Genomic DNA, 22,158 nt, shown 5'->3' with positions numbered 1-22,158 from the left:
TACTATTTACATGCTATCATTAAAAGTTTTTAGTTTTAAAATAATGATTTTTAAAAAAACAACTGCTATTTATTTTAAATCTACTTTTTAGCTTTATTTAATCAAATTATCATTTTAATATTATTTATATGAAAGTATTATTATAATATCAATAAAATCCAATATTATATCTTAATTAATGAAGGTAATCTGTAGTTTTATTACTAAATTTATAAAAATTAAAAACTAAAGAAAACGAAATTTAAAATAAAATCATTATTTAAGAATGATGTTATTTTAATTCCTTTTTTTGTTATAAAATTTAAGTTATTTAGAATAATAAATACTTAAATTTGTCGGCGTTTTTTTTAGCTTTATTTAGATAGGTTAATCAGTAATTTGCACTCATAACATAAATGTATATATGGCATTAAAAATCGTAATTTCTCACAAGACAACTTATAAATATGATAGAAAAGTATCATTATCTCCTCATATTTTTAGGTTAAGACCTGCACCACACTCAAGAACTCCTATAGAATCTTATTCTATTAAAATTACGCCAGAAGAACAATTTTTTAATTGGCAACAAGATCCTTTTGGAAATTATGTAGCGCGTTTGGTTTTTCCTGAAAAAACGGATGAGATGTCTATTGATGTTGAAATTATAGCAGATCTTAAAACGATAAACCCTTTTGATTTCTTTATAGAAGAATATGCAGAAGAATATCCTTTTGTGTATACAGACACTGTAAAAAAAGAATTACAACCTTATTTAGAAATTACAGATAAAGGCAAGTTATTAGAAGAATTTATAAAAACCATAGATTATACGCCAAGAAAAACCATTTATTTTTTAATTGATATCAATCAGAAAATATATGAGTTTTTAAATTATAACATAAGAATGGATCCTGGTGTTCAAACTTGTGAAGAAACTTTGAATCAGAAAAACGGGTCTTGTAGAGATTATGCTTGGTTATTTGTACAAACATTGCGTCATTTAGGTTTTGGAGCTCGTTTTGTTTCTGGGTATTTAGTTCAATTAAAATCCGATGAAAAATCTTTAGACGGTCCTTCTGGTCCTGAAGAAGATTTTACAGATCTACATGCTTGGGCAGAAGTATATTTACCTGGTGCTGGGTGGATTGGTTTTGATGCCACTTCTGGTCTTTTAGCTAGTGAAGGTCATATTCCGTTAGCGTGTACACCTTCTTTTGAAAGTGCAGCACCCGTTTCTGGAATGACTGATAAATGTGAAACAGAATTCTTCTTTGAAAACAAAGTTACTAGAATTCTAGAATCGCCAAGAGTTACAAAACCGTACACAGAAGAACAATGGGACGCTGTTTACAAACTTGGTAATAAAGTAGAAAAACAACTCGAAAAAGGAGATGTTCGTTTAACAATGGGTGGAGAACCTACCTTTATTTCTATTGATGATTTAGAATCTCCGGAGTGGAATACTACGGCAGATGGACCAAATAAAAGAAAACTAGCAGGTAATTTAACCAAAGGTTTGTATGACAAATTTGGTAACGGAGCTGTTTTACATCATGCACAAGGAAAATGGTATCCTGGAGAACCTTTACCAAGATGGCAAATAGAAATTTGCTGGCGTAAAGATGGTAGACCTATTTGGTACAATAAAAAGTTTTTATCCAGCTATGCTGATAATCCTATTGTTCCAGAAAATTCTGATAAATTATTTTTAGAAACACTTTCTAAGTATTTACGTGTTTCTACAGAACATATTCTTCCTAGTTACGAAGACCCATTTTATCATTTATGGGAACAAGGTAATTTACCGATAGATATAGATCCTGCAAAGGATAAAGACGGTTCTTTAGCGCGTAAAAAATTACATGAAATTTATGAAAAAGGCGCATCAACACCTGTTGGTCATTTACTGCCTTTAAATAAAACAGAAGATAAATGGTTTACAAGTGCTTGGACTTTTAGAAGACAGCATATCTTTTTAACTCCAGGGAATTCTCCTATGGGATTAAGATTGCCTTTAGATTCATTAATGGAAAAACCAGAACATGAGGTTTTTCCTATTTATGAACCAGATTTGTTTTCTAAAAAGAAACGCTTACCTAGTTTTAAAAATATTGTAAAGAAAAGGTATCAAGAATTTTTAGATTATGGTTTAGAATTAAATCAACCTAACTATTTTGTACGTACTGCACTTTGTGCAGAAATTAGAGAAGGTAAATTATATTTATTTTTACCGCCTTTAGAAACGGCAGAAATGTTTTTAGATTTAATTGCTGCCATAGAACTTACCGCAAGAGAATTAAATGTACCTGTTATTATGGAAGGTTACGAACCGCCAAAAGATAACAGATTAGAATCTTTAAAAATAACACCAGATCCTGCTGTTATTGAAGTAAATGTGCATCCGGTTACCAACTGGCAAGACTTGTGTAAAAACACATTTACGTTCTATGACGAAGCTAAAAAAGCTAGATTAGGCACTGAAAAATTTATGTTAGATGGTAAACACACCGGAACTGGTGGAGGAAACCATGTTACTTTAGGAGGTACAAGTCCGGCAGATAGTCCTTTATTACGTAAACCAAGTTTGTTACGTAGTTTATTAACTTTCTGGCAACATCACCCAGGTTTAACGTACTTGTTTTCTGGTTCTTTTGTAGGACCTACAAGTCAGGCGCCAAGAATAGATGAAGCCCGTTTAGATAATTTATACGAATTAGAAATTGCCTTTAATCAAATTCCGAAGGATGGTGAAGTACCTTTTTGGTTAACAGATAGATTGTTTAGACATTTATTAACCGATTTAACAGGAAATACACACAGGGCAGAATTTTGTATTGATAAATTGTATTCTCCAGATTCTTCTACAGGAAGATTAGGTATTTTAGAATTACGAGGTTTTGATATGCCTCCTCACCCAAAAATGAGTTTGGTACAAATGTTATTAGTAAGAACTTTAGTAGCTTGGTTTTGGAAAAAACCTTACGAGCATAATTTAGTTCGTTGGGGAACAGAATTACATGACAAGTTTTTAATAGAGCATTATGTTAGAGAAGATATTAAAGACATCGTAGATCAGTTAAATAAAGCTGGTTACGATTTTAAAGAAGATTGGTTCGATCCATTTTTCGAGTTTAGATTCCCACTTCATGGGATGGTAGACATTAATAACATTCATTTAGAATTAAGAGCAGGTATTGAGCCTTGGAATGTTTTAGGTGAAGAAATGACTGGTGGAGGAACTGCTAGATATGTAGACTCTTCTTTAGAAAGGTTACAAGTTAAAGTTTCTCATTTTAATGAAGACCGTTTTGTATTAAGTTGTAACGGTGTTAAAGTACAATTAAATAGTACTGGTGTACATGGAGAATATGTAGCAGGTGTACGTTATAAAGCTTGGGATCCGTTTTCTGCTTTACACCCAACAATTCCCGTAGATACACCATTAGTTTTTGATATTGTAGATACTTGGAATAAGCGTTCTATTGGAGGTTGTACTTATTTTGTTGCGCATCCAGGAGGAAGATCTTATGATGAATATCCGGTAAATAGTTATGAAGCAGAATCGAGAAGAATTAACCGTTTCTGGGAATTTGGACATACACAAGGGGAAATAGATCCTATTGAAAGTATCAATCCTAATACAGAAACGATAGATAGAAGTGTAGAACCAAACAGTAGCTCTAAACGTTTTAAGTTTAAAGAGCTTCCTGTAAATTTTGAATTTCCTTATACTTTAGATTTAAGAAAAAAGTAAAGTAAGGAGTTTTTATATGTAGTGTGAATTATGATGATAGTTGAAAAAACAATTGAGAAGTCAATTTTAAATGATTATTTTTTAAATAAAAGTAAATATGATGAATTATTAATTTCTAAGATGGAAGACAAATCAGATTGGAAAGTTTTGTTAGCCAATTTACAAAAAATTGGACCCAAAAAATTAGCTTCTAAACAAGCTGATATAGATTGGCTATTAGCAGAAAATGGCGTTACCTACAATGTATACAATGATCCTAAAGGATTAAATAGACCTTGGAATTTAAACGTTGTCCCCTTTATTATTCATCAAAATGAATGGAGTGAAGTTGAGAAAGGAATTCAACAAAGATCTGAAATTTTAAATCTTATTTTAAAAGATTTATACGGAAAACGTGAATTGCTTAAAAACGGAATTATTCCGCCAGAAGTAATTTATGCACACCGAGGATTTTTACGTTCTTGTGATCAAATAGACTATAAAACTGCTAAACGACTGCATGTACATGCAGTTGATTTGGCTAGAGGAAAAGATGGTAGAATGTGGGTTGTAAATGACAGAACACAAGCGCCTTCTGGTATGGGATACGCTTTAGAAAATAGATTTTCTACAAGTAAAATTATCCCAGAAGTATTTGATAATATAAATGTAAGGCAACCCTCTACTTTTTTTAATGATTTTAATAAATTATTATTAAATGTAGCGCCCTCTAACAACGAAAACCCAATGGTGGTTATCTTAACGCCAGGGCCTCATAATGAAACTTATTTTGAGCATTCTTTTTTATCTTCATTTTTAGGTCATCCTTTAGTAAAAGGAAATGATTTAGTGGTAAGACATGGAAAAGTTTGGTTAAAATCTTTAAAAGGTTTAAAACAAGTAGATGTTATTCTAAGACGTGTAGATGACAGTTTTATGGATCCTCTAGAATTAAGAGAAGATTCTTATTTAGGGGTTGCTGGTTTATTAGAAGTGGTACGTTTACAAAATGTTGCTATTGTAAATCCTATTGGAAGTGGTGTTTTAGAAAACCCTGCACTTATCCCATTTATGGAAAATATTTGTAAGTTTTTCTTGAATGAAAAATTAATTCTACCTCAAATAGCTTCTTGGTGGTGCGGTCAAGAAAAAGAAAGAAAGCATGTTTTAGAAGATTTAGCTTCTTATGTGGTTAAAAGAATAGACAGATCTCATAGAGAACATATTTATTTCTGCGAATTTTTAAGTAAAGATGAACTCAAAGCGTTAAAAGAAGAAATTTTAGAAAACCCAAATAGATTTGTAGCGCAAGAAAAAATATCTTTTTCTACAGCGCCTAATTTTGTGGAAGACAAATTAGAACCTCGTAAAATTTTGTGTAGAACTTTTTCTATTGCAAAAGATGATGGTTACAGCGTAATGCCAGGTGGTTTGGTTAGAGTTGCAACTGAACGAGAAGAATTATTTGTTTCTAACCAACGAGGAGGAACTAGTAAAGATTTTTGGATTGTAAGTGATAAAAAACAAAATTACTTACAAAACTATTCCTGGAACAAAAGTTTTTCTAATCAGGCAGAAAGTATCAATGATGTACCAAGTAATACCGCCGAAAACCTATATTGGTCTGGTAGGTATTTAGGAAGAACCTTATTTACCGCGAGGTATTTACGTATGGTTCTAAACCAAATGACCCACGTACAATACCATGACGATAGAAAATCGGAGTCAGAAAGTTTAAAAATATTATTTCAATCAATCACAAATATAACTTCTACCTTTCCTGGTTTTACTGGAGAAAATGAAGAAGAAGCCCTAAAAAATCCTATAAAAGAAATTAAAGCGCTTACTATAGACAATCAAAGAATTGGAGGGTTTGCTCAGTCTATGCAAAGTTTTAACAATTCTTATTATTCTTTAAGAAATCTGTGGTCTAAAGATATGTGGCGTGTTTTTGATGGTATTCAAAAACAATTAACAAAACTAAAAGAAGAAGAGAATTATTCGGTTACTACATTATCAAAATTCTTTGATAAAATTATAACCAGATTAATAGCTTTTATGGCATTATCAGAAGAAAGTATTTTAGTAAGACAAGGACTACTACTCTACTTTATTGGTTTGCAAATAGAACAAGCATCTATGACTATAGAAAAATTTAGGTCTTTAATTATTGTTAATTATAATGAGGACTTAGAATATGAAATTTTAGAATCTCTTTTAAACAGTCATGAAAGTTTAAATATTTACAGATATAGCTACAAGTCTTATTTAAGTATAGAAAACGTATTAAAGTTATTACTTTTAGATAAAGAATATTCTAGGTCTTTAATGTATCAAATAAAAAGGATTAAAAAAGATATTGATAGATTACCCAAAGGAGATACAACTTTAGAAATGACTAATTGTCAAAAAAATATTGACACTGTATTTAATAAGATTCAAAGCCTATCACTAGAAAAAATATTAGAGATAGATAAAGCGTCTAATATGCGTAAGAATTTAGATACTTTATTATCAGATTTAAGCGATTTATTACACTTAACTTCTTTGTCCGTTTCAGACACTTACTTTAACCATTCTCAGCAACAGAAACAGTTGGTAGATAGAAAAATTTCTAATTAATATGATTTTTGATCTTTGGCATAAAACAAAATATAGTTATGAAAATGGAGCTTCTTTTTGTCATAATTTAACCACTTTAAAACCTAAAACGTTTAAAGGACAAACGGTTTTAGAATATTCATTAGAAATAACACCTACACCTACAGATATTTCAGAAAGACTCGATTTCTTTGGAAACACAGTTACTCGTTTTTCTATTCAGCAAAATCATGATGAATTAATTGTAATAGCGCGTAGTAAAGTTTCTAGAGACTATAACTTGCAAATAGAGGGTGAAAATTTAATTGAAGGAAAAAAAGTTACTATTGAGGAAGCTTTAAAATTATTAAAAGGAATACAGCCAGACATCATTGAAGCAAGACAATTTGTTTTAGGTTCTCCCTTAATTTTTGATATGAGTGCTGTAATTAAAGAATACGCTTTGGTTTCTTTTAAGCCAGAAAGATCTTTATATGAAGCTTCTTATGAATTAATGCAACGTATTTTTACAGATTTCGATTTTGTTTCTGGTTTTACAAACATTGCAACACCTTTAAAAGAGGTAATGAAAGAGAAAAAAGGGGTTTGTCAAGATTTTGCTCAAATTGCTATTGCTTGTGTAAGATCTATGGGATTACCTGCAAGATATGTAAGTGGATACATAGAAACTTTAGCCCCAGAAGGAAAAGAAAAGTTGATTGGTACAGATGCTTCACATGCTTGGTTTTCTGTGTTTATACCAACTTTAGGGTGGGTAGATTTTGACCCTACCAACAATCAAATACCAAAAAACCAACATATTGTGGTTGCTCATGGTAGAGATTACTACGATGTTCCTCCTTTAAAAGGAGTTATTTACAGTACTGGTAAAAATACAATGGATGTTTCTGTAGATTTAAGACCAGCTAAAACAAATTTAACTCAATCTCAGTCTCAGTCTCAAAATCAATCTTAATCCTTTCAAAGTTATTTTAATATTCAATTGATGTAAAAAACTTTGTTTACTCAGAAGAACATAATACCAAATAGAAAGACCTTAAAGAATTTAAATTCTTTAAGGTCTTTCTATTTGAAAAAAAAAATTATATCTAAATTTATTGTTTTTGCTTTTGTAATTTAGTTTTAGGTTTTTCCTTAACTACTTCCTCTATTGCTGCAATGCTATCTGAAATATCAAAATAATTATCTTCAAGTTTTTCTGCAATTAAAACTAATTTTTCTATTAAGTCTGCAATAAAGACTTCCATATCATCTTCAATGTCAGTAATTAATTTATACTCAAAATCAGATTTCATTTTTCCAATTAAAAATGCTGCAGAATCATTCTTGATTTCTCTATTTTTAGAAATTATACAAATGTATTTATAAATTTGAGTTAAACAATTTTTTATAGATCTTGGACATTCTTCATTTAAAATAATAAACTCTAAAGACGATTTTCTAGAAGGTGTTTTTTTATAAAAACGACGCATCATATCATAAGTAGATACACATTTTAAGAGCGTAGACCATTGGTAACTACCATCAGAATCATCACCATAAATTACTTTAGCCGCAGCTGCATCACTTAATTTAGAATTTATTATTCTAGACACCTGTATAGCTCTTTCTAAATTAACACCTAACATAATAATTGCGTAGACCTCGTCGTGCAAAAGTGTTCCTTTAATTTTACTCCTAACCTCTGCAGTAGATTGTGTAACCATGGTAGTAAACTCATACAAACCACTTTTTACAAATTTCTCTATTGGATAGTCTTTTAGGTTATGATTAATTCTATTGATCCCTTCAAATAATTCTGTAGAAATTAAATCTCTAGAACTTCTTGCATTTTCATGTGCATTAATAAACGTGTTAATAATAGAATAAGGTTGTTCTAAATTTAGACCAACATTAAACAAAACACCTTCTTCTTCTAACGTAATATCTGCATCTATAATTTCATTTGCAGACATATACATGGCAGATCTTAATACAAACTGTCTAGATTGCGATAATTCATCTGGTGCATCTAATGAAGAAAAATAATTGACACTTAAAAACCGTGCTAGGTGTTCTGAACGTTCAATATATCTTCCCATCCAAAAAAGGTTATTGGCTACTCTTGCTAACATATTTTTTTATTTTTTTAAAACCCAAGTGTCTTTTGATCCGCCACCTTGAGATGAATTTACAACTAAATTTCCTTTTTTAAGCGCAACCCTAGACAACCCTCCTTTTAAGACAAAATCTGTACCTTTTCCTAATAAAGTAAAAGTTCTTAAATCTACATGCCTAGATTCAAACGATTCATTTTCATCTATATATGTTGGATGTGTAGATAATGACATTATTGGTTGAGCAATGTATTTTCTAGGTTCTGCTAAAATTGTTTTCTTAACAGTTTCTATTTCTTCTTTGGTTAATTTACTACCAATAGAAATACCATATCCTCCAGATTCATCTACAGGTTTTACAACCAGTTTATCAATGTTTTCTAATACATACTTTAACTCATCTTTTCTACTACAATGATACGTGTGTACGTTGTTTAAAATAGGCTCTTCATCTAAATAGTATTTAATAATTTCTGGCATATACGTATATACCGCCTTATCATCTGCCACACCTGTTCCGGGTGCATTTACTAAAGTTACATTTCCTTTTAGATACACAGAAAACAAACCAGGTACCCCAAGCATAGAATCCTTTTTAAACACTAATGGATCTATAAATAAATCATCTATTCTTCTGTAAATTACATCTACTTTTTCGGGTCCGTATATGGTTCTCATATACACAAAACCATTTTCTACAAATAAATCTCTTCCTTCTACTAAACCGACTCCCATTTGTTTTGCTAAGAAAGAATGCTCGTAATAGGCAGAGTTATATACACCCGGAGTTATAATAACGCATACCGGAGCATCTACTCCTGGTGGCTTTACAGACTCCATAGTTTCTAATAATTTGGCGCCATAATCTACTACCGTATGCGCATTATATTGATTAAAAACACCAAACAACGAATGTTTTACAGCATTTCTATTACCAATAACATAACTTACACCAGAAGGGCATCTAATATTATCTTCTAAAACATAATAATCTCCATCAGAATGTTTAATTAAATCTGTACCAGAAATATGATTGTAAATTCCACCAGGTGGATCTAATCCTATCATTTGAGGTAAAAAGTTTACAGAAGATTCAATTAAATCTCTAGGAACTATACCTTGATTTATAATTTTTTGATCATGATAAACATCCCAAAGAAAAAGATTTAAAGCTTTACTTCGTTGCAATACTCCTTTTTCTATAGTAGTCCATTCTTTATTATTGATAATTCTTGGAAATAAATCAAAAGGAAAAATCTTTTCTTTCACCTCTTTTTCTCCATACACTTGAAATGTTATTCCAAGATTAAAAAACGAATCTTTAGCTTGTTTGTTTAAGCGATCGAATTCGGTTACAGAGTATGAACCAAATAAATTATATAAAGTTTTATAAACCTCCCTTATTTCATTATTACCCTTAAAGAGCTCATCATAAAATCTAGAATCTAATTCGTAAGTTGAAAATAGCGGCAATGTTGTAGTTTCCTTCAAATCTTATAATTTTTTTTAGTAAATATAAATTACTTTTATGAAAAAAGTAAACTTTTTTGAAATATGTTATGATTATTACAATAATAATTTTATTCCTTTTAATTAATTACAATAATCGCAAAAAAACATTATCATATTTTCAATTAAGTAATTGTTTAAATGTTTTTTTCCTGTTATTTTTTAATAAATATTAAAATCTGTATCCATATAATTTTAATAACGACATTCAATAGAACCGTTTATTTTTAGACTATTTACAGAAACACCTAGAAAAGGTATGGATATTTATCCTAAAAAAGTAATAAAAAGTGTATTTAAAAATGTAAACAAAAATTATGTCCAAACCAAAATAAAAATATAAAGCTGTTTATCAACCAAGTAACTCCTAAATAAACTAATAATTTTATTTTAAAAAAAATAGTAACTATTTACAATCTCCTATTTTTTGCTTTCTAGTATCTTCGCGCGCATTATGTGGATGTACTTAGGACTTTTAGCGGCGTTATTTTTAGGGTTACACAATTTATGTAAAAAACATGCCGTACAAGGCAATGAAGTATTTCCGGTATTACTAGGTACTATTTCGGCTGGGTTTTTATTGATACTTCCCTTCTACTTAGGTTCTCTGTGGAATCCTGAATACATGCAAAAAATAGGTTTCTACATTACAAGTATTTCTTGGAGTACCCATGGGTTCATTTTTATAAAATCGATGATTATGGCCGCTTCCTGGGTTTTAGCTTACCAAGCATTAAAGCATTTACCAATTACTATTGTTACCCCAATAAGATCTGCAGGACCTTTCTTTACCTTTATAGGTGCTATTTTTATTTATCAAGAAAAACCAAACTTCTTACAATGGATTGGTTTCTTCCTTATTATTCTATCTGTCTTATTATATTCTAAAATAGGAAAAAAAGAGGGTATCAATTTTAAAAGGAATAAATGGATTTTCGCCATTATCGCAGCCACCTTTTTAGGTGCTTCTAGTGGTTTGTATGATAAATTTCTAATTCAGACTTTAACTTTAAACCCGCAAACCTTACAATTTTGGTTTTGTTTTTACACCATTCTAATATTATTAATCATTTTATCTATTACGTGGTTTCCGTGTGCTGATAAAAGAAAAGCTTTTAAATTTAGATGGTCTATACCTGCCGTTGGAGTTTTATTACAAACAGCAGATTACTTTTATTTTAAGGCACTACAAGACCCTGATGCTTTAATTATGCTATTATCGGCCATAAAAAGAAGTCAGATTATAATTGCAGTTGTAGTTGGTGGATTGCTATTTAAGGAAAAAAATAAGCGTAAAAAGTTGGTTCCTTTATTTGGTATTCTATTGGGTGTATTTTTAATCTTATATTCTTAAACTAAAAAAAAAGCTTCGTAATAAATTACGAAACTTTTTCAATATATTAATGTATCATTAAATTTTACACAGTTTTTTGTTCCATAAAATCTAAAATATCGCTTTCTTTAATTTCCGGATTTGCTCCTTCACTACTGGCAACAATAGCACCTACAGCACTAGCAAAATCTAATGCATCTTGTGGCGCAACCTCTTTTAACAATTTATTTATTAAAGAAGCTAAAAAAGAATCTCCTGCCCCCACAGTATCTACAACTTCTACTTTATAACCCTCATTATAAAAGAATACATCATTATAATACAGTATTGCTCCTGCTCCACCTTTTGTAACACAAATAGATTTTGTATTGGTAATCTCTACTATAATTTTAATGGTTTCTTCTAACGATTCATTTTTGTAACCTAAGGTATCTGCTATTTCAAAAATTTCATCATCATTAAATTTAATAAAACTAGCTTCTTTCATTAAATAACTTAAACTTTCTATGTTATAATAAGGAGCTCTAAGATTTACATCAAAAATTTTATATTTTGCTGTTTTTAAAAGTTCATATAATGTATTTCTTGAAATTTTATCTCTAGCCACCAAACTACCAAAAACAAAAGCATCGGAAACTTTCACTATTTTTTTTGCTCCTTCCGTTAATTGAATATGATCCCAAGCTCTTGGAAACATAATATCATAAGTAGCACATCCTTTATCATCTAATGTTACTTTTACTTTTCCTGTTTTTAGTTTTTCATCAACCTGTAATGCTATTTTATTAACGTTATTATCTTCAATAAATTCCTTAATTTTTGTACCATTATCATCTGCTCCAACCCTAGTAATTATATATACATTATTCTCTAAAGATTGTAATCTTACCGCAACGTTTAAAGGAGCTCCTCCTATTTTTTTGTGCGTTGGAAACACATCCCAAAGCACTTCGCCAAAACATGTTATATTTGCCATCTAAATTTCATTTAAAATAGTACTATTAATATCTTTTACGGACTTCTCTATTCCGTTTTTAACAATATCTTGATACGCATTTGTAAACGCATTTAAGAAGGTTTTAGAGTTTTTAAGTTGCCCAAAAATGGATTCTATTTCTAAAAAAGCTGCTGGATTATTTCTAGCTAAAATTGCTTTTTCGGTTAAAACTGTTTCCATAGCATCTTTAATTATTAATTGCGCTCCATTTTCATTTACACCAACACTATAAATAGCAAAAGCAGCAATGATAAAAGCAGCATGATTTACGGTTCTATTATTTTCTAATTGATTATAAACTGTAGGTAAAATAAAAATTGGAATTTTAGCAGAACTCTCAGAACAAATTCTTTCAATTTGATCCTTTATATAAATATTTCCAAACCTTTGGATTAATGAAAACTTATAATTTTTAAGATTTACACCTTCTAAATGTCCTAAAGTTGGCGTAACTTCATTTCCCATATATATTCTTAAGAAAGAACTGATATCTGCATCATTTGCCGCTTCATCAATAGTAGAATAACCATATAAAGCTCCTAAAATACCTAATACAGAATGACCTGCATTAAGCAAACTTAACTTCATTTTTTCATAAGGAACAACATCTTTTACAAACTGTGCTCCAACGGTTTCCCAAGCAGGTCTTCCTACTACAAAATTATCTTCTATCACCCATTGCTTAAAAGGCTCACAAACCACTGGCCAGCCATCATCAATACCTGAAGTTTCTTTTAATTTTTCGATATCTAATGCAGATGTTGCAGGAGTAATTCTATCTACCATTGCATTCGGAAATGATACGTTTTCATCAATCCAAGAAACCAACGTTGGTGCTGCTACTTTTACATAACTCAACAACATTTTTTCTGCCATGTGTCCATTCCCTTGAATATTATCACAAGATTGAATGGTAATTCCTTTCAAACCTTTTTCTTTACGCATTTTTAAGGCTTGTGTTAAATATCCAAAAATAGTTTTAGGAGCACTTGGAGTTTCTAAATCATGTTGAATTAAAGGGTTTTCAAAATTGAATTCACCCGTTGCTTCGTTATAATTATAACCTCCTTCTGTAATGGTTAAACTGATGATTTTAACATCTGGACTCGCCATTTTTTCAATGACCTTAATAGGACTCTCTGGTGCAAATAAAACTTCTACCATAGAACCGATAATTTGTTTTGTTAACGAACCATCTAATTCTTTTATAACCAAAGTATATAAACCGTTTTGCTCTTTTAATATGTTGTAAATTTTGGTGTCAAAGTCTAACAATGCAACCCCACAAATACCCCAATCGGATTGTAAATTATTTTGTAATAATTGGTCTGTATAAAACGCTTCGTGAGATCTATGAAATCCTCCAATTCCAACATGTACAATACCTGTTTTAACCTTGCTTCTATCATAAGAAGGTGAAGTTATTTTAGTACTAATTTCAGCTAAATTCTGTTGATTTAATTTAATTATATTTTTCATGATTTTTTTTATTTATTTAAAGAATTACCTCTTTTAAGTGCCCAAATTGATGTTATAAAATAAATGATAGTACACACAAACGCATAGGTGTAAAAAAGTTCTCTATTTTGTATATATATATTTTCTGTTTCACTCCCAAATAAAACAATACAAGCTAATACTAGCGTAATAAGCAACGTAAGCATTGAAACTATTTTTAACACTTTTGTAAGAAGACTTGTGTCTTTTACCGCTACTACTTCTTTCTCAGCTTTTTGTTCTTGAAATTTTTTAATGTTGATATTTCTTACTCTTTCTTTTTCTTCTTCTTCTGGATATTTATTTTTTGCACCATAACGTCCTGCTAAAAAGGTGTAAATAAGAATTGTAAAAATCCAAGTTGGTATAAATAAATAATAGAAAGACATTATATTTAATGCATTTAATCCAAATCCAAATACCAAACCTAAAGCCCAAGAAGCAATAGCAGGAGTACTAAAAGTTAATTGACGATAATGAGACCAATAACGTGTATATCCTATTTTAGGAAAAATTTGATGCTCTGCAAAAACTATACTACCAACTGGTACAACTAATAAACCTGCATAGGTTAATAATGGAAGCATTTGAGAAAACACAAACGGAAAACAAGCTACTACCATGGTTACCACCCCAACTATAATGGTTGTCTTTTTTCTTGAAGTTTTAGTAAAAATTGCTTGTGCTGCTAAACCTGCTCTGTAAAGATTTGCAACAGCGGTTGTCCAACCTGCTACAATTACAATTACAAAACCAGACCAACCTAAAGCATAATAAGCTACATCTCCCGGATCTAATTCTACAATAGATTTACCAATAATAACAGCTGCTCCTGCCCCCATTATTCCTGCAGAAATCCAAGCTACAAAATGACCAAACATCATTCCTGTACTTGTTGTTAATCCGTAAGATTTCTTTTTAGCAAAACGAAATAAAGCCATATCAATAAGACCAAAATGGGTAATTGAATTCGCTGCCCAAGCAAAACCGATAACTTCAAGTAATCCAATTCCTGGTTCTCCATCACTATTAACTCCTGTCCAAATAGATTGATCTCCTAAATTTATAAGTTCCGTCCATCCACTTGGCAATGTTCTACCTAAAACATCTAAAGAAAGTGCTGGTAAAAGTATAAATGCACCACTAATAAACATCACAAATAACCAAGGCGCACAAATTGCAGAAAATTTAGATACTGCAGTAAAACCATATATAGCAATAGCAACCACTACAATACCAACAAGTAAAACAATTAAAACAAACCAAAGATTTGTTGGGTACCAATCTAGTTGCGCCGGAATATCAAAAGCAAACCGAACTGCAGTGGAAGAAACAGTAATCATCGCCGCAGAAATTACCGTAAAAATAACAACGTTTGCCCAGTTATAGAGCTTTGTCATAGAATCTCCTGCTATTTTATTAAGATACGTATATAAACTTAACCTGGTATCTACAGCAATTGGAGATGTAATTAACGTCCAACTTAAAACAGCCAATATATTACCAATCAATAAACCTAAAATAATATCTTTAGTAGTTGCTCCTAAAGCAACAAAAGTAGCACCAATTACAAACTCTGTGGCGGCCACATGCTCTGCAGCATAGAGACCTGCAAAATGTGTCCAATTATGGAGTTTGTTTTTGGCAATTGGTAGCTGTTCTGCTTCTAAGTTTTCGAACTGCTGAAATTGGTTGGATGTTTCCATGTGATGTTTTTTAAAGTTAATTTTATTAATTTTTTATACAATGCATTGCATGGTAAGTTTTACTATTTGTAATTATGAAAATCTTAAAATAAAGTTATATCTAGTTGAAGTACTGTTTTTTCCTGTTCGGGATTCCACATTGCTGTTACTCCTATTGGTAAATTATAAGTTCCTAATTTTACGTTTTTATTATAGGTTGCACCTACATTAATAAGGTTACCTGCATTTTCTGTATAAAATGTTTTATCTGTAACAAAAGACCAAGCGCCACCAGCAAATAAAGATAAGCTAGCATCCTCTTTTTCCCAAACTTTACTACTTACCTCAAAATAATGAGTCCAAGAATTTTTTAAAGAACCATCCGTTTGCACCTCATAATCTCCTGCGCCACCGTTTATAATAGTTGCGAAATACAATAATGTGCTAGGTGTAATATTGTAGCCAAAATTAACATCAACAAAATTATAACCTTGTGTTTTATCATAACTCCAATAATGCAAAACATCTCCTCTTTCTTCTACACCTGTATAATTATTATGCGAAACCGCTTCAATAAAAAATGTATCTGAAAAACGATATTTCGTATATAATGAAAACTCTTGATAATGTGCTGCTACGTTTTCACCTGTATTTTTATTAATAACATCTGTAGAAGCTCCAAAACTGGTTCCGCCCCAAACACCTAAAGTAAATTTAGAATCTCTAGAATTAAACTCTAGACTAGTAGCAATCATTGGTCCAGGAGTAACAACAGAACCATGCCACAAATGCATATTTTTAAGATGTGCGCTTATTGAAAAAGCTTTGTAATCATCTTTTTTTACATCCGTATCTTGAGCAGACACAATATGAGTCCCTAATAGCAAAAACACACAAACAGCTAATGTTATGCTTCTCACTTTTCTATGCTTAATTATGATATCATTTCTAGTTGATGCTAAATATCTTAATGATACATGTTTAATTGGTAGTGTCATTATTTCTAATTTAATGTGAAATCGTTTTCGCTTTTAAACGTCATAATGACGTTTACTATGCAAATGTAAATAAAATTATTTTACACTTCCTAATAAAAGTCAAAAAATATACTCTAATTTAGCTAAAAACTATGGTATATTGATTTAACTTACACCGAAATTAGAATTAATGGATTTAGAAATAGTATTTACAGATGACGTTTAATTTATATTTTTATTTATTAATTTCACAAAACATACTCTTTAACGTCATAAAAACGTTTATTGGTAAATCCCTAAAAATTAACTAAATTTACAACTTATAATATCTTATGAAAATTAAAAAAATTCCAAATTTATCGGTAGACTGTGTAATTTTTGGCTATGACACCAATACAAAATCATTAAATGTTTTATTAATTAAACGATATTTAAAAGCCAAATCTAGTAATGAAGTTTTGGTAGATGATTACGTATTAACGGGATATCATGTATATGAAAATGAAACTTTAGATGAATCTGCCTCTAGAGTTTTAAAAGAATTAACAGGGTTAACAAATCTATATAAAAAACAATTTAAAGCTTTTGGAGACCCTAATAGGCTGATGAATGAAAAAGATATTCTATGGATAAAAAATGAAGATTTCAATTTTAGAACCATTACAATTGCTTATTACTTTTTATTAAAAACGGAAGATATTGATGTTATCCATAACAAATATGAAGCAAAGTGGTTTCCATTTTCAGACTTACCTAGTTTAGGTTTTGATCACAAAAAAATTATACAAGAAGCTCATGAAGACTTAAAAACAAAATGTTTACATGAACCCATTATTTTTGAGCTTTTACCTGAAAAATTCACCATAAACGAGGTACAAGATGTATATCAATCCATTTTAGGGATAGAGATAGACAACAGAAATTTTAGAAGAAAAGTAATCAATAAGAAATATATTATTGCTTTGGACGAAAAGCAAGTTGGTGTTTCTAAAAGACCAGCACAACTCTATATGTTTAGTAAAAACATTTATGATAAAATGATCAATAATAATTTTTTAATCAACATTTAATGAAGATAAACACTTTTATTTTTGACATGGATGGAGTTATCATAGACTCAGAACCTTTTTGGAGACAAGCACAAATAGAAATTTTAGCCAGTTATAATGTTACCGTTACCATAGAAGACTGTATTAAAAACACCATGGGCAAAAGGATAGATGATGTTGCCTTAACCTGGTGTCAATTGCACCAATTAACTGTAAATCCTAAATTATTAGAACAAGAAATTATTACCGCTGTAGTTCAATTAATTACTAAAAAAGGAAAAGCTAAAAATGGCTTATTCGAGTTGTTAGATTATTTAACAAAAAACAACTTTAATATTGCCTTAGCAACATCCTCTAGCAAACCTATTATTAACGCAGTTTTTAACAGACTGAATATAGCTCATTATTTTAATGTTGTTTGCAGTGCAGATACTGAAGAATACGGAAAACCACATCCGGCTATTTATCTGAAAGTAGCAAAATTACTGAAAGTGAATACGGAAAATTGCTTGGTTTTAGAAGATAGCGTTACAGGTTTAATCGCTGCTAAAGCTGCCTCTATGAACACTATCGTAATTCCTGAAAATAAAAATGACCCTAGATTTACGATAGCAAATAACATCTATTCATCTATGTTAGATGTTATTATTTATCTGAAGACTCTACAATAATTTGAGCTGATAATTATAAATATAAAAACATCTCGTTACATATAAAAACAACTCTAATAGAACATATTTAGAAACGTAAAAAAAGCTTCAATATAAAATATTGAAGCTTTTTTAGAATATTATAAAGTATTCGCTTTAGTTCATACCTCCATCTACAGATAAAGTTTGACCTGTAATATAAGCACTCATATCAGAAGCTAAAAACACACATGCGTTTGCAATGTCTATTGGCTGCCCTCCTCTTTTTAAAGGAATTCCATCTCTCCAACTTTGTACAGTTGCTTCATCTAATTTTTCTGTCATTTCTGTTTCTATAAAACCAGGAGCAACTACGTTACTTCTAATATTTCTAGAACCTAACTCTAAAGCCACCGATTTAGAAAAACCAACAATACCAGCTTTTGAAGCAGCATAATTAGTTTGACCAGCATTTCCTTTAATACCAACAACAGAACTCATATTTATAATAGATCCTTTTCGTTGTTTCATCATCGGACGAATAACAGCTTTGGTTAAATTAAAAACAGATTTTAAATTTACTTCTATAACTTTATCAAAATCGTCTTCAGAAATACGCATTAACAAATTATCTTTTGTTATACCTGCATTATTTACTAAAATATCTATAGCTCCAAATTCTTTTAAAACTTCTTTTGCCAATTCTTGAGCAGCATCAAAGTCTGCTGCGTTAGATTGGTATCCTTTTGCTGAAACTCCAAAAGCCTTTAACTCTTCTTCTAAAGCAATTGCTGCATCAACAGAAGAACTGTAAGTAAAAGCTACATTTGCACCTTGTTTAGCAAATTCAATAGCAATTCCACGACCAATACCTCTTGTAGCACCTGTAATAATTGCAGATTTATTTTCTAATAATTTCATATTATTTCGTTGTTTTTACAGGCGCAAAGATACTAAAAATAAAAAACTCGTAAAACAAATTTTGCTTTACGAGTTTTACTATTTAAAAGTAATAATTACTATTGCTTTACTTCCTTTTTGTCTACATAATTAAATAAATAATCAATATCTAATTCTTTTATTTTACCCAGTTTTTGTAAAGATTTTACATCTAAATCTTTCTTATTACCAATAACCATCACATTATAAGATTCTCCTTTAATATTTTTATTAAAGAATGTCTTTAAATCTTCCATGGTCATTCCTTTAATAGTATTGTACATTGCCTCTCTATTGTCATTATCAATTCCTAATTTTTTAAGTCTTTCATAAGACCAAAAAATATTAGATTTTGTAATTCTTTGCGCTGCTAATTTCTTTAAAGTAGCTTCTTTAGCTGCATTAAATTGTTTTTCGGCTTCAGGCATATCATTCATTAATTCCATCATTGCATCTACAGCCTGCTCTAATTTGTTAGCTTGCGTACCAACATAAGCCATTACATAATTAGGAGAATCTTTTTTAGAAGCTCCTTGATAAGAAGCAAAAGCAGAATATGCTAAAGATTTAGATTCTCTAATCTCCTGAAATACAATTGATGATAAACCACTTCCAAAATACGTATTAAACAACGTTGAAGCTGCCATATTTTCTGGTTTAAAAGGCTCTCCTTTTGCCAAAAACATTAGTTCCGTTTGTACCATATCATAATCTGTAAAGAATACATTGTCACCAGTTTCGGTTTCTTTATATACTTTTGCCACTGGATATTCTTTTAACTCTCCATATACTTTATGATTGGTATTAAGTGATGCCACAGCAGTATCTACATCTTTACCATAATAAAAAATACGTTGCTTATAATTTTTCATATCCTTAATAAGCGCAACTAATTCTTCTGGATCGATAGCTTTTAATTCATCTATTTGCATGATGTCTCTTAAAGGAGAATCCTCACCATATTTACCATAATTCATCAAACCATTCCAAAGAATATTTTCTTTTTGTGTTTTTCCGTCCTGACGCCCTTTGTAGATTTTTTCTACATATTTATTGTAAGTATCCTTATCCGCTTTAGCGTTATCCCAAAGATGTTCTAACAACTTTAAACCTTGATCTAAATTTTCTTTTAATCCGCTTAAACCAACATACGTTTTATCGCTTGCTGTACTAACATAATAAGATATTCCCAATTTATAGAACTCTTTTTTAAGTTCTTCATTGGTATATTTATCAGTTCCAATATATTCTAAATAACCAGCAGCTAAAGATAATTTTTTATCATTATCACTTCCCATATCAAAAATGATATTCATATCGAATAAATCATTTTTATCATTTAAAACATAAGAAACTTTAATTCCGTTTTCTGTATTAGTTTCTTTAATTGCCGTCTTATAATCTACATATTTAGGCTGTAAAGGTTTCGATTCTATCTTATTGAAAGCTGTAATAAATTCAGAACTTTTATCTCTATTTAAATGTACAGGTGTAATTCCCGGATTTGCTACTTTTACAATATTCTTGTCTTCTCCTTTTCTTTTGTAAGTAACTACATAATTATCTTGATAAAAATTCTTAGCAAAAGCCACTAATTGCTCTTTTGATATTTTCTTTAAATCGTCTAAAAACTGAACTCTTTTAGACCAATCTTGTTGATAAATAAATGCATTTACATAGGTGTCCGCTAAAGCTGAATTGTCTTCATACTGTTTTGTTTGGCTTAATTTTAAGTCATTTACAACAGCTTCAATCATCCAATCTTCAAACTCGCCATTTTTTAATTTTTCTATTTGAGCTAATAACAATTCTTTAACTTCATCTAACGTTTGACCCGTTTTTGGTGATCCTGTAAAAGAATGATACCCATAATCATTTAAAAAAGTTGGCGAACAACTTGCTCTTTGCACCAATTGTTTCTGATTTAAATTTAAATCGATAATACCAGCATTACCGTTTGCCATAATCATATCACAAAGGGTTACCATTTTTTCTTCTTCTGTGTTTATTCCTTCAGATCTAAAAGCGATAGAAATAGATTCAGACGTTGGACCAAAAACTTCATTTACAATTGGAACTGTAATTTTTTCTTCTTTAGGCAAAGTTGGATGTGTTAATTCTTTTCTCTTGAATTTACCAAAAGCAGCATTTACTTTTTTAATGGTAGGTTCAAATTCAAAATCTCCCACTAAGATTACTGCCATGTTATTAGGCACATAATATTTGTTAAAATAATTATGGATATCTACCATAGAAGGATTTTTTAAATGATCTGCCTTACCAATAGTTGTTTGTTGTCCGTAAGGATGATTTGGAAATAAACCATCTAACATGGCAGCATAACGTTTTCTAAAATCATTATCCTGACCTCTATTAAACTCTTCAAAAACTGCTTCTAATTCCGTATGAAACAGACGTAAGACCAAAGTGCTAAAACGTTCTGCTTCTAAATCTACCCATTTATCTAATTCATTTGCAGGAATTTTATTTGTATACACCGTTTGCTCAAACCACGTATAGGCATTTGTACCTGTAGCCCCTAAAGATGCCGTCATTTTATCATATTCATTGGCAATAGAATAATTAGACGCTTCTAAAGAAACTTTATCAATTTCTTTATACAATGCCAATTTTTTGTCTGCATCTTTTTCTGCTCTATGCTGTTCATATAAGTCAGAAATTTTATCTAAAAATACTTTTTCTTTTTCCCAATTTACAGTTCCTATTTTATGAGTTCCTTTAAACACCATGTGTTCTAAATAATGTGCCAAACCTGTAGATTCTTTTGGGTCGTAATTAGAACCAGCTCTTACGGCAATGTAAGTTTGAATTTTGGGTTCATCAGAATTCTGACTTAAATACACTTTTAACCCATTTTCTAAAGTATACAAGCGTAAACCTGTTGGGTCATTCTGTACTGTTTCATAAGATAACCCGTTGGAATCTTTTTGCGAAGTTACCTCATAATTCTTTTCTTTCTTTTTGCTAGTAGTACAACTTACTGCTGTAACTAACAAAAAGCTAATGCATAACAATTTTAGTTCTTTCATAAATATTAATTTTGGTTGAAATAAAAAACTCCGTTGAATTTACGAATTCAACGGAGTTTATGCTATTTTATTGTAAAACTT

The 22,158-nt window shown here is 30.3% G+C and carries 14 protein-coding genes; 6 read left to right on the top strand and 8 right to left on the bottom strand.

Annotated features, from left to right (window positions below; all coding sequences use genetic code 11):
- Positions 1-403 precede the first annotated feature (403 nt).
- The 3 genes from MPF19_RS04980 to MPF19_RS04970 are packed head-to-tail and all read left to right on the top strand — an operon-like array spanning position 404 to position 7,271.
- The gene (locus MPF19_RS04980; protein WP_249987042.1) at positions 404-3,736 is read left to right on the top strand and encodes a transglutaminase family protein; all 3,333 of its coding nucleotides are present in this window, start codon (positions 404-406) and stop codon (positions 3,734-3,736) included.
- Between the two features lie 30 nt (positions 3,737-3,766).
- Positions 3,767-6,337, top strand: a complete 2,571-nt coding sequence (locus tag MPF19_RS04975; protein ID WP_249987041.1) for a circularly permuted type 2 ATP-grasp protein — start codon at positions 3,767-3,769, stop codon at positions 6,335-6,337.
- A gap of 1 nt (position 6,338) precedes the next feature.
- Positions 6,339-7,271, top strand: coding sequence for a transglutaminase family protein (locus MPF19_RS04970; protein WP_249987040.1), 933 nt, complete (start codon positions 6,339-6,341; stop codon positions 7,269-7,271).
- Positions 7,272-7,410: 139 nt separating this feature from the next.
- On the opposite strand, the gene MPF19_RS04965 is transcribed toward MPF19_RS04970, so the two are convergent.
- Positions 7,411-8,430: an alpha-E domain-containing protein gene (locus MPF19_RS04965; protein ID WP_203392962.1), complete on the bottom strand. Its 1,020-nt coding sequence runs from the start codon at positions 8,428-8,430 to the stop codon at positions 7,411-7,413.
- A 6-nt stretch (positions 8,431-8,436) separates the two neighbouring features.
- Positions 8,437-9,903 carry a circularly permuted type 2 ATP-grasp protein gene (locus MPF19_RS04960; protein ID WP_249987039.1) on the bottom strand — a complete coding sequence of 489 codons (1,467 nt, stop codon included), beginning with the start codon at positions 9,901-9,903 and terminating at the stop codon, positions 8,437-8,439.
- A 472-nt stretch (positions 9,904-10,375) separates the two neighbouring features.
- Here MPF19_RS04960 and MPF19_RS04955 point away from each other — a divergent pair, with 472 nt between their 5' ends.
- Entirely contained in the window at positions 10,376-11,275 is a 900-nt protein-coding gene (locus MPF19_RS04955; RefSeq protein WP_249987038.1) for an EamA family transporter, read from the top strand.
- A 64-nt stretch (positions 11,276-11,339) separates the two neighbouring features.
- On the opposite strand, the gene MPF19_RS04950 is transcribed toward MPF19_RS04955, so the two are convergent.
- The 4 genes from MPF19_RS04950 to MPF19_RS04935 form a co-directional block, all read right to left on the bottom strand.
- The gene (locus MPF19_RS04950; protein ID WP_249987037.1) at positions 11,340-12,230 is read right to left on the bottom strand and encodes a carbohydrate kinase family protein; all 891 of its coding nucleotides are present in this window, start codon (positions 12,228-12,230) and stop codon (positions 11,340-11,342) included.
- Positions 12,231-13,730, bottom strand: coding sequence for a mannitol dehydrogenase family protein (locus MPF19_RS04945; protein ID WP_249987036.1), 1,500 nt, complete (start codon positions 13,728-13,730; stop codon positions 12,231-12,233).
- An 8-nt stretch (positions 13,731-13,738) separates the two neighbouring features.
- The gene (locus MPF19_RS04940) at positions 13,739-15,454 is read right to left on the bottom strand and encodes a purine-cytosine permease family protein (protein ID WP_203392967.1); all 1,716 of its coding nucleotides are present in this window, start codon (positions 15,452-15,454) and stop codon (positions 13,739-13,741) included.
- 83 nt (positions 15,455-15,537) lie between these two features.
- On the bottom strand, positions 15,538-16,431 hold the full coding sequence (locus MPF19_RS04935) for a hypothetical protein (protein ID WP_249987035.1): 894 nt from the start codon (positions 16,429-16,431) through the stop codon (positions 15,538-15,540).
- A 311-nt stretch (positions 16,432-16,742) separates the two neighbouring features.
- Between MPF19_RS04935 and MPF19_RS04930 the strand changes: the two genes are divergently transcribed.
- Together MPF19_RS04930 and hxpB are read left to right on the top strand one after the other, a co-directional pair.
- Complete coding sequence (locus tag MPF19_RS04930; RefSeq protein WP_249987034.1) at positions 16,743-17,480, top strand: NUDIX hydrolase; 738 nt, start codon at positions 16,743-16,745, stop codon at positions 17,478-17,480.
- A complete protein-coding gene (gene hxpB, locus MPF19_RS04925) occupies positions 17,480-18,130 on the top strand; it encodes a hexitol phosphatase HxpB (protein WP_249987033.1) in 651 nt (216 codons plus the stop codon). Before MPF19_RS04930 ends, hxpB begins: the two co-directional genes overlap by 1 nt.
- A gap of 135 nt (positions 18,131-18,265) precedes the next feature.
- On the opposite strand, the gene fabG is transcribed toward hxpB, so the two are convergent.
- Both fabG and MPF19_RS04915 read right to left on the bottom strand, forming a co-directional pair.
- The gene (gene fabG / locus MPF19_RS04920; RefSeq protein ID WP_203392971.1) at positions 18,266-19,009 is read right to left on the bottom strand and encodes a 3-oxoacyl-[acyl-carrier-protein] reductase; all 744 of its coding nucleotides are present in this window, start codon (positions 19,007-19,009) and stop codon (positions 18,266-18,268) included.
- A 98-nt stretch (positions 19,010-19,107) separates the two neighbouring features.
- Positions 19,108-22,077, bottom strand: a complete 2,970-nt coding sequence (locus MPF19_RS04915) for a M16 family metallopeptidase (RefSeq protein ID WP_249987032.1) — start codon at positions 22,075-22,077, stop codon at positions 19,108-19,110.
- Positions 22,078-22,158: the final 81 nt, after the last annotated feature.

The sequence above is a fragment of the Polaribacter sp. Z014 genome (assembly GCF_023555435.1).
Lineage (GTDB): Bacteria > Bacteroidota > Bacteroidia > Flavobacteriales > Flavobacteriaceae > Polaribacter.
This window is presented reverse-complemented; position numbering and strand designations above follow the sequence as displayed.

Coding starts and splice junctions, on each gene's coding strand:
- MPF19_RS04980 (WP_249987042.1), top strand. CDS start 404: ATGGCATTAAAAATCGTAATTTCTCACAAGACAACTTATAAATATGAT.
- MPF19_RS04975 (WP_249987041.1), top strand. CDS start 3,767: ATGATGATAGTTGAAAAAACAATTGAGAAGTCAATTTTAAATGATTAT.
- MPF19_RS04970 (WP_249987040.1), top strand. CDS start 6,339: ATGATTTTTGATCTTTGGCATAAAACAAAATATAGTTATGAAAATGGA.
- MPF19_RS04965 (WP_203392962.1), bottom strand. CDS start 8,430: ATGTTAGCAAGAGTAGCCAATAACCTTTTTTGGATGGGAAGATATATT.
- MPF19_RS04955 (WP_249987038.1), top strand. CDS start 10,376: ATGTGGATGTACTTAGGACTTTTAGCGGCGTTATTTTTAGGGTTACAC.
- MPF19_RS04950 (WP_249987037.1), bottom strand. CDS start 12,230: ATGGCAAATATAACATGTTTTGGCGAAGTGCTTTGGGATGTGTTTCCA.
- MPF19_RS04945 (WP_249987036.1), bottom strand. CDS start 13,730: ATGAAAAATATAATTAAATTAAATCAACAGAATTTAGCTGAAATTAGT.
- MPF19_RS04940 (WP_203392967.1), bottom strand. CDS start 15,454: ATGGAAACATCCAACCAATTTCAGCAGTTCGAAAACTTAGAAGCAGAA.
- MPF19_RS04935 (WP_249987035.1), bottom strand. CDS start 16,431: ATGACACTACCAATTAAACATGTATCATTAAGATATTTAGCATCAACT.
- MPF19_RS04930 (WP_249987034.1), top strand. CDS start 16,743: ATGAAAATTAAAAAAATTCCAAATTTATCGGTAGACTGTGTAATTTTT.
- hxpB (WP_249987033.1), top strand. CDS start 17,480: ATGAAGATAAACACTTTTATTTTTGACATGGATGGAGTTATCATAGAC.
- fabG (WP_203392971.1), bottom strand. CDS start 19,009: ATGAAATTATTAGAAAATAAATCTGCAATTATTACAGGTGCTACAAGA.
- MPF19_RS04915 (WP_249987032.1), bottom strand. CDS start 22,077: ATGAAAGAACTAAAATTGTTATGCATTAGCTTTTTGTTAGTTACAGCA.